The sequence below is a fragment of the Caulobacter sp. CCH9-E1 genome (assembly GCF_001556515.1).
Classification (GTDB): Bacteria; Pseudomonadota; Alphaproteobacteria; order Caulobacterales; family Caulobacteraceae; genus Caulobacter.
On record NZ_LSJA01000315.1, the window covers coordinates 39,598 to 47,425 of the forward strand.

General features: G+C 67.9%; 8 protein-coding genes. 7 read left to right on the plus strand and 1 reads right to left on the minus strand.

Annotation, left to right across the window (positions count from 1 at the left end; genetic code table 11):
- The first annotated feature begins 2 nt into the window (after positions 1-2).
- Positions 3-1,874 carry a LysM peptidoglycan-binding domain-containing protein gene (locus AX690_RS17820; RefSeq protein WP_066683120.1) on the plus strand — a complete coding sequence of 624 codons (1,872 nt, stop codon included), beginning with the start codon at positions 3-5 and terminating at the stop codon, positions 1,872-1,874.
- A gap of 125 nt (positions 1,875-1,999) precedes the next feature.
- Here the strand turns inward: AX690_RS17820 and AX690_RS17825 are convergent, their stop codons facing one another.
- The gene (locus tag AX690_RS17825; RefSeq protein ID WP_066683133.1) at positions 2,000-2,851 is read right to left on the minus strand and encodes an ATP-binding protein; all 852 of its coding nucleotides are present in this window, start codon (positions 2,849-2,851) and stop codon (positions 2,000-2,002) included.
- Between the two features lie 121 nt (positions 2,852-2,972).
- Here AX690_RS17825 and yajC point away from each other — a divergent pair, with 121 nt between their 5' ends.
- The 6 genes from yajC (at position 2,973) to AX690_RS17855 (ending at position 7,748) form a co-directional block, all read left to right on the plus strand.
- The gene (gene yajC / locus AX690_RS17830) at positions 2,973-3,278 is read left to right on the plus strand and encodes a preprotein translocase subunit YajC (protein WP_066683121.1); all 306 of its coding nucleotides are present in this window, start codon (positions 2,973-2,975) and stop codon (positions 3,276-3,278) included.
- A 59-nt stretch (positions 3,279-3,337) separates the two neighbouring features.
- Entirely contained in the window at positions 3,338-4,936 is a 1,599-nt protein-coding gene (gene secD / locus AX690_RS17835; RefSeq protein ID WP_066683122.1) for a protein translocase subunit SecD, read from the plus strand.
- 12 nt (positions 4,937-4,948) lie between these two features.
- The gene (gene secF / locus AX690_RS17840; protein ID WP_066683123.1) at positions 4,949-5,899 is read left to right on the plus strand and encodes a protein translocase subunit SecF; all 951 of its coding nucleotides are present in this window, start codon (positions 4,949-4,951) and stop codon (positions 5,897-5,899) included.
- Entirely contained in the window at positions 5,899-6,252 is a 354-nt protein-coding gene (locus tag AX690_RS17845) for an Mth938-like domain-containing protein (RefSeq protein WP_066683124.1), read from the plus strand. The genes secF and AX690_RS17845 overlap by 1 nt, the downstream gene beginning before the upstream one ends.
- 94 nt (positions 6,253-6,346) lie before the next feature.
- A complete protein-coding gene (locus AX690_RS17850) occupies positions 6,347-6,961 on the plus strand; it encodes a urate hydroxylase PuuD (RefSeq protein ID WP_066683125.1) in 615 nt (204 codons plus the stop codon).
- 73 nt (positions 6,962-7,034) lie between these two features.
- Positions 7,035-7,748: a squalene/phytoene synthase family protein gene (locus AX690_RS17855; RefSeq protein WP_066683134.1), complete on the plus strand. Its 714-nt coding sequence runs from the start codon at positions 7,035-7,037 to the stop codon at positions 7,746-7,748.
- The last annotated feature ends 80 nt before the right edge of the window (positions 7,749-7,828 follow it).

The window sequence follows — 7,828 nt, forward strand, 5'->3', positions numbered from 1 at the left end:
TCATGAGGCAGTTGTGGACGCAAGCGGCGGTGATCGCCCTGACGGCTGGAACGCTCTCCGCCTGCGCGACCAACCCGCAGTACGCGACGCGCGAGGGCCAGGCCCCAGCCCCCGCGACGCGGATGCCGACGCCGAACTTCCCCATCACCCAGCCGCCGTCTTCGGCGCCGCAAGCCGCGCCCATGGCCGCCGCGCCCGAGTCCGGCGCCGAGAGCGACGCCGTGGCGACCGCGCCGATGGTGGCCGCGGCTCCGGCTCCGGCGCCGGTGAAGTCGCAGCCCCTGGCCCCGGTGACCCAGTCCGAACTGCCGCCGCCGGCATCGCCCGCTCCGACCGCCCGCGCCGCCCTGCGCGCCATTCCGCCCAAGACCGTCGTGACCACCTCGGTGACCGGTCCTGTCGTCGACGTCGACGGCAAGGCCCAGGTCCATGTGGTGAAGTCGGGCGACACCTTGACCTCGATCGCCAGGAAGTTCGGCGTCAACGTCAACGATCTGGCCAAGGACAACGACATCAAGAAGGGCCAGACCCTGCGCCTGGGCCAGAAGATCTCCGGCCCGTCCAGCGAGCAGAAGGCCTATGTCGTCCAGACCGGCGATACGATGTTCGCGATCGCCAAGCGCTTCAACGTCACCGCCGCGGCCCTGGCCGAGGAGAACGACCTGTCGACCGGCGCGTCGATCAGGAAGGGTCAGCGCCTGAAACTGCCTGACGGCTACAAGGACAAGGGTCCGCTCAAGACGACCTCGGTGGTTCCGGGAACCGCCGCGCCGGAAGCCGTCGCCGAGGAAGAGGCCGCTCCGGCTCCCGCGCCGACCCGCGCCAGCGCGCCCAAACCCTCGCGCCAGCCCGCCGCCGAGTCCACGACCGTCAGCACCACTTCGCTCAGCGTCACCGGGGCGGTGGTCGAGGTCGCCGGCAAGCGGCAGGTCCACACCGTCAAGTCCGGCGACACCCTGACGTCGATCGCCAAGAAGTTCGACGTCAGCGTCAACGACCTGGCCGAGGACAACAAGATCAAGAAGGGGCAGACCCTTCGTCTGGGCCAGAAGATCAAGGGCCCGGCCACCGAGCAGAAGGCCTATGTCGCCCAGTCCGGCGACACCCTGGCCGAGATCGGCAAGCGCTTTGGCGTGACCGCCAGGGCCCTGGCCGCCGAGAACGGCCTGCGCGCCACCGCGACGATCAAGAAGGGCCAGAAGATTCGGCTGCCGGACGGCTTCCGCGACAAGGGGCCGCTGAAGACCACGACCACGGTCTCCAGGCCCGCGGCCACCGAGCCCTCGAACAGCTACACCCGGGTCGAGACGCCGACGCCCGCGCCCTCGACGCCGTCGGCTCCGGTTCCCTACACCCCCAGCTACCCGCGCCCCAGCGCCCCGGTCGCCGCCCAGCCGGTGACACCGCCGCCGGCCTCCTCGCGTCCGATCATCGAGAGCAGCGCCGCCCCGACCGAGGCCGAGATCATCGCCTCGGGCAAGGGCAAGTTCGACTGGCCCCTGCGCGGCGAGGTCATCTCCGACTTCGGCGTCAAGGGCACGGGCCAGCGCAACGACGGCCTGAATATCCGCGCGCCGCAGGGCACGCCGGTGCTCGCGGCCGCCGATGGCGAGATCGCCTACGCCGGCAACCAGGTCCCGACCTTCGGCAACCTCGTGCTGGTCAAGCACGCGGGCGGCTGGGTCACGGCCTACGCCCACCTCTCCAGCACCACCGTGAAGATGCGCCAGCAGGTCAAGCAGGGCGACCAGATCGGCGCGGTCGGCGCCACGGGCGGGGTCAACGAGCCCCAGCTGCACTTCGAGATGCGCTACGCGCCGACGGTCAAGGACAAGGCCAAGCCGGTCGACCCGGCGATGCTGCTGCCGCGCTAGCCTTAAAATCCTCCCCCTAGCGGGGGAGGTGGTCGCGAAGCGACCGGAGGGGGAAGCGCCTGAGAGCCTGCTTCTTCCCTCTCCGTCGGCTTCACCGACACCTCTCCCCTGGGGAGAGGATTTTGCTATGTGGGCAGCTTGACGCCCAACTCGCCGGCCAGATCGCGCACGAACTGCCAGGCCACCCGGCCCGAGCGGCCGCCGCGCTGGGTCGACCATTGCAGGGCGCGACGGTCGAGGTCGGGCGCCGACAGGCCAAAGCGCTCGGCATAGGCGTGGATCGCGCCCAGATAGGTGTCCTGGTCCATCGGGGGGAAGCCGATCCATAGGCCGAAGCGGTCGGAGACGCTCATCTCCTCTTCGGCGTTCTCGGCGGCGGCGATCGCGCCCTGGCTTTCGACGTGGTCGCGGGGCATCAGGTGGCGGCGGTTCGAGGTGGCCACGAACAGCACGTTCTCGGGCGGGCCCGAGACGCCGCCCTCCAGCGCCGACTTCAGGGCCTTGGCCGCGGCCGCGCCGTCCTCGAACGAGAGGTCGTCACATAGCACGACGAAGCGCTCCGCACGGGCTCGCAACAGATCAAAGAGCGGCGGCAACGCCGCGACCTCGTCGCGGTCGACCTCGACCAGCTTCAGATCGGGATAGGCCTCGGCCAGGGCCATGAAGGCGGCCTTGGTGACCGAGCTCTTGCCCGTGCCCCGCACGCCCCACAGCAGCACGTGGTTGCTGGGCAGGCCGACGGCGAAGCGGCGCAGATTCTCAACGAACCGCGCCTTCTGACGATCGATCCCGACCAGCAGGTCCAGCGACAGCGGATAGTCCGGCGCGGGGGTGAAGGCGCCCGTCGCGGGCTCATGCCGGAACAGCCGCGCGCCGGCGAAATCCGGCGCGGCCGGCGGCGGCGGCGCCAGGCGCTCGAGGGCGTCGGCGATGCGGGCGAGCAGGGGCCCAAATGGCGTGGGGAGCGCGTCGGTCATGACCGTTTCCATACCCTCGCGGGCTCGCATTGCAAAAGGGAAGGCGAACGCATAGCTTCCGCCGACTTGGCGCGACCCTATGTAAGGCGGCGCGCCTCATCGGATTTTTTTTGGAGTCTCCATGAACAGCCTGAACGCCCAGATCCTGCAGCTCGCCCCCATCCTCCTGATGGTGGTGCTATTTTACTTCATGCTGATCCGTCCTCAGCAGAAGCGCGCCAAGGAGCATCAGAACATGCTCGCTAACCTGAAGCGCGGCGACACCGTCGTCCTGTCTTCGGGCGTGCTGGGCAAGATCGTGCGCGTCGAAGACAAGGAAGTGGGCGTCGAGATCGCCCAGGGCGTGACCGTGAAGGTCGTCAAGGGCATGATCACGGAAGTCCGCGCCAAGGGCGAGCCGGCCGCGGCCAACGACGCCAAGAACTAAGGCGAACCCCACCCTTCGCGAGGCGTTCGTAGCGGCGCCGCCTGAAAAGTCTCTGATCCATGCTGACTCTCTCCCGCTGGAAGATCATCGCCGTCACCCTGTCGGTGATCTTCGGGATTCTGTTCTCCCTGCCCAACGTGCTTCCCCAGAAGACGTTGGACGCGCTGCCCGGCTTCCTGCCGCACAAGAAGCTGAACCTCGGTCTCGACCTGCAGGGCGGCTCGTATCTGCTCTATGAGGTCGACACCGACGCTCTGCACCGCGAGCGGCTGTCGAACTTGACGGAAGACGTCCGCACCCAGCTGCGCAGCGAGCAGATCCCGTTCGGCGAGCTGAACCAGCAGGGCGAGATCATCAGCGTCCGCATCGGCGACGCGGCCCGCTACAACGACGCCCTGAATCTTCTGCGCAAGAACCTCGGCGCCCCGCTGGCCGGCGTGATCGGCGGCAAGGACGTCTCGGTTTCTGGCAAGGGCGACAACCGCATCGAGGTCCGCTTCGTGCCGGAAGCGATCAAGGCCGACGCCGTCAAGGCGGTCGACCAGTCGATCGAGACGATCCGCCGCCGGATCGACAGCCTGGGCACCAAGGAACCCTCGATCAACCGCCAGGGCGAAAACCGGATCATGATCCAGGCCCCGGGCGAGAGCGATCCTGGCAAGCTTCGCGACATCATCGGCAAGACCGCCAAGCTGACCTTCCAGATGGTCGACGAGACGGTGACGCCGGAAGACGTCCAGGCCGGCCGCATCCCGCCGGGCTCGGAAGTCCTGCCGGGCGATCAGTACTCGCCGTACTACGTGGTCAAGAAGCGCGCCCTGGTCTCGGGTGAGGAGCTGACCAACGCCCAGCAGCAGTTCGATCCGCAGAGCGGCAATCCGGTCGTGGCGCTGACCTTCAACGCCTCCGGCGGCCGCAAGTTCGGCGACCTGACCGCGCGCAATGTCGGCAAGCGGTTCGCGATCGTGCTGGATGACAAGGTCCTGTCGGCGCCCGTGATCAACGGCCCCATCACCGGCGGCAGCGGCATCATCACCGGCAACTTCACCGTCCAGAGCGCCAACGAGCTGTCGCTGCTGCTGCGCTCGGGCGCTCTGCCCGCGCCGCTGAACGTCGAGGACCAGCGCACCGTGACCGCCGAGCTCGGCGCCGACGCCGTCAAGGCCGGCTCGATCTCGCTGGCCATCGGCGCGGTGTCGATGTTCGTGTTCGTGATCCTGGCCTATGGCCTGTTCGGCGGCTTCGCGGCCATCGCCCTGGTGGTCAACGTGCTCCTGATCGTCGGCATCATGTCGATGACCCAGGCGACCCTGACCTTCCCCGGCATCGCCGGCCTGATCCTGACCCTGGCCGTCGCCGTCGACGCCAACGTTCTGATCTACGAGCGCATGCGCGACGAGGCCAACGCCGGGCGAACGCCCATGGCCGCGGCCGACCACGGCTACAAGCTGGCCCTGACCTCGATCCTGGACGCCAACATCACCAGCCTGATCTCGGGCCTGATCATGTTCAGCTTCGGCTCGGGCCCGGTGAAGGGCTTCGCCTGGACCTTGGTGATCGGCGTGTTCACGTCGCTGTTCACCGCCATCTTCATCACTCAAGTGCTCATCGGCTGGTGGTTCAAGGCCGCCAAGCCGAAGAAGCTGCCGATCGCATAGGAGATCCGACCAATGCGTTGGCCCCTCATTCGCTACATTCCCCGCGCCACCAAGTTCCGCTTCGTGCGCTGGGCCCCCGTCGCGGCCGTGTTCTCGGCCATCCTGCTGGTCGGGGCGATCGCCTCGCTGTTCCTGCAGGGCCTGAACCTCGGCATCGACTTCAAGGGCGGCAACGCCCTGGAGATCGCCATGTCGCGGCCCGTGCCCCTGGCTGACCTGCGCGCGGCCATGAACCAGATCGGCGCCCATGACGCCCAGGTCCAGGGCTTCGCCAGCCAGCCGAACTCGGCCATGGTCAAGTTCCTGCCGGCTAAGGGCGAGGCTCCCAGCGCCGCCTCGGCCCATGTCGAGCGCGAACTGGCGAAGCGCTTCCCCGACCTGAAGGTGACCAGCCGCTCGGAAGTGGGCGCCAAGGTCTCGGGCGAACTGCTGATGTCCGGCTTCAAGGCTCTGGGCGTCGCCCTGCTGCTGACCCTGGGCTACATCTGGTTCCGCTTCGGCCTGTCCTATGGCACGGGCGCGGTCGTGGCCGTGATCCACGACATCGTCCTGACCCTGGGTCTGCTGTCGGTGGTCAAGATCGAGTTCTCGATGACCGAGATCGCGGCTTTGCTGACGGTGATCGGCTATTCGATGAACGAGAAGGTCATCACCTTCGACCGTCTGAAAGAGAACCTGCGCAAGTACAAGACGACCCCTCTGCGCGACATCATTGACCTGTCCGAGAATGAGCGTCTGTCGCGGACGATCATCACCGGCACCACGGCCCTGCTGGCCCTGGGCGGCACGATGGTGTTCGGCGGACCGGTGCTGTTCCCGCTGGTCTTCACCATGGTGTTCGGCATCATCATCGGCACCTATTCGTCGATCTACATCGCCCTGCCGCTGATCCTGGTCTGGGGCGTGAAGCGCAACGACGAGGAAGCCACGCCGGTCAAGTTCGGCGCGGCCTCGCGGCCCTGATGCGTCAGCCGCCGTCGATCGACGCCTGGGGCGGCGGCGGCTTTCGGGTCGCCGGCGTCTGGCGGCCCGGCTCGCTGCTGATCCTCGATGATCAGCCGCAGGACTGGGCCGCGACCGCCTTGGCGGACCTGACCCCGGAGTCGTTCGCCGAGGTCTTCGCCGCCGGCGGGGCCGTGGAGTTCGTCCTGCTGGGCGTGGGCCTCGCCAACGCCTTGCCGCCGCGCCCCGTGCGCGACGCCCTGAAGGCCGCGGGAATCGGCCTCGAATTCATGAGCACCGAGGCCGCGGCTCGGACCTACAACGTGCTGGCCAGCGAAGGCCGGCGGATGGCCGCGGCGCTGATCGCCGTCTGAAGCCGTTCGAAGACCGGCGATACGCCGGCTTTGCCCGACTCCGAAAACACCCCTATGGTCCCGCCCAAGCAAAAGGGATCCTAGGGGGAAACCGATGTCTGGACTGCTTTCCAACTTCCGCAACACCATCATCGTCAGCTTCGTGCTGGCGCTGGTGATCGTCATTGGCTACGGCCACAGCCCGCAGGGGCATGGCTTGGTCTATTTCCAGGCCATCTACCGCTGGCTGCACGTGCTGTTCGGCATCCTGTGGATCGGGCTGCTCTACTACTTCAACTTCGTGCAGATCCGCGTGATGCCGCAAATCCCGGCCGAGCTGAAGCCGGCGGTCAGCAAATACATCGCGCCCGAGGCGCTGTTCTGGTTCCGCTGGGCCGCTCTGGCGACCTGGGTGATGGGCGTCATCCTGGCCTATAGCCGCGGCTATCTGCTGGAAGCCTTCAGCCTGGGCCTGGCCGGCGGCTACACCCCTGGCGCGGACATGGGCTTCACCTTCATCGGCACCGGCATGTGGCTGGCCACGGTGATGTTCTTCAATGTCTGGGTCTTCATCTGGCCGAACCAGAAGATCGCCCTTGGCATGGTCGAGGCCGACGCGGACGCCAAGGCCAAGGCCGCCAAGACCGCCATGCTGTTCTCGCGCACCAACACCCTGCTCAGCATCCCGATGCTGGCGACCATGGCGATGAACCAGACGCTGTTTGGCTGACGCCGGACGCGACACGCTGTAAGGGGAGGGCCCGCCGCGCATTCGCCGGTGGGCCTTCTTCGTTTTGAGCTTCATGGCCGACACCGAAACCCTCGACGACCTCGTCCGCCGCGTCGATCCCGATCGCTGGCTGACGACCCGGTTCATCGCCGATCCGGCCGCGCGGGCGGACGTGATCGCGCTGTATGGCCTGAACTACGAGCTGGCCCGGGTCGCCGGCGGCGTCTCCAACGCCCTGATGGGCGAGATCCGCATCACCTGGTGGCGCGAGGCGATGGAAGAGGTCGCGGCCGGCAAGATGCCGCGCAAGCATCCCAATGTCGAGGCCCTGGCCGCGTCGGGCTTCGATCCCAACGCCCTGGCCGCCCTGGCGGACGCCCGTTTCACCGACCTCGACGAGGGCCCGCTGAAGGACGAGGCGGCGGTGCTGGCCTATGTCGACGGCACGGCGGGCGCTTTGGCGGTTCTGGCCGCGCGGCGGCTGGATCCCGGCGCCGACCCGCACGCCGTCAAGGGCGCGGCGCGGGCCTGGGGCTTGGCGGGGCTCTGGCGCTTGAAGTCGGCGGGCCGCTCGCGCCTGCCGGAAAGCTGGACGCAGGCTGACGTCAAGCAGCGGGTCGAGGCGCAACTGAAGGCCGCGCGGGGAGAGGTGAGGGGACTGCCGGTGACGGCGTTCCCCGCCGTGGCGCCGGCGGCCCTGGCGCGGGCCTATGTTTCGGGTCGCGAGATGGGCGAGCTCGAGAAGAAGGCGCGGCTGACCTTCGCGGTGGCGACGGGGCGGCTTTAGAGCCAAACCTTCAGCTAAGTAGCGGGTGTCATCCCGGAAGCCTCGCAGAGGCTATCCGGGACCCAGGGGTTGCAAGAGCG

Coding starts and splice junctions, on each gene's coding strand:
- AX690_RS17820 (WP_066683120.1), top strand. CDS start 3: ATGAGGCAGTTGTGGACGCAAGCGGCGGTGATCGCCCTGACGGCTGGA.
- AX690_RS17825 (WP_066683133.1), bottom strand. CDS start 2,851: ATGACCGACGCGCTCCCCACGCCATTTGGGCCCCTGCTCGCCCGCATC.
- yajC (WP_066683121.1), top strand. CDS start 2,973: ATGAACAGCCTGAACGCCCAGATCCTGCAGCTCGCCCCCATCCTCCTG.
- secD (WP_066683122.1), top strand. CDS start 3,338: ATGCTGACTCTCTCCCGCTGGAAGATCATCGCCGTCACCCTGTCGGTG.
- secF (WP_066683123.1), top strand. CDS start 4,949: ATGCGTTGGCCCCTCATTCGCTACATTCCCCGCGCCACCAAGTTCCGC.
- AX690_RS17845 (WP_066683124.1), top strand. CDS start 5,899: ATGCGTCAGCCGCCGTCGATCGACGCCTGGGGCGGCGGCGGCTTTCGG.
- AX690_RS17850 (WP_066683125.1), top strand. CDS start 6,347: ATGTCTGGACTGCTTTCCAACTTCCGCAACACCATCATCGTCAGCTTC.
- AX690_RS17855 (WP_066683134.1), top strand. CDS start 7,035: ATGGCCGACACCGAAACCCTCGACGACCTCGTCCGCCGCGTCGATCCC.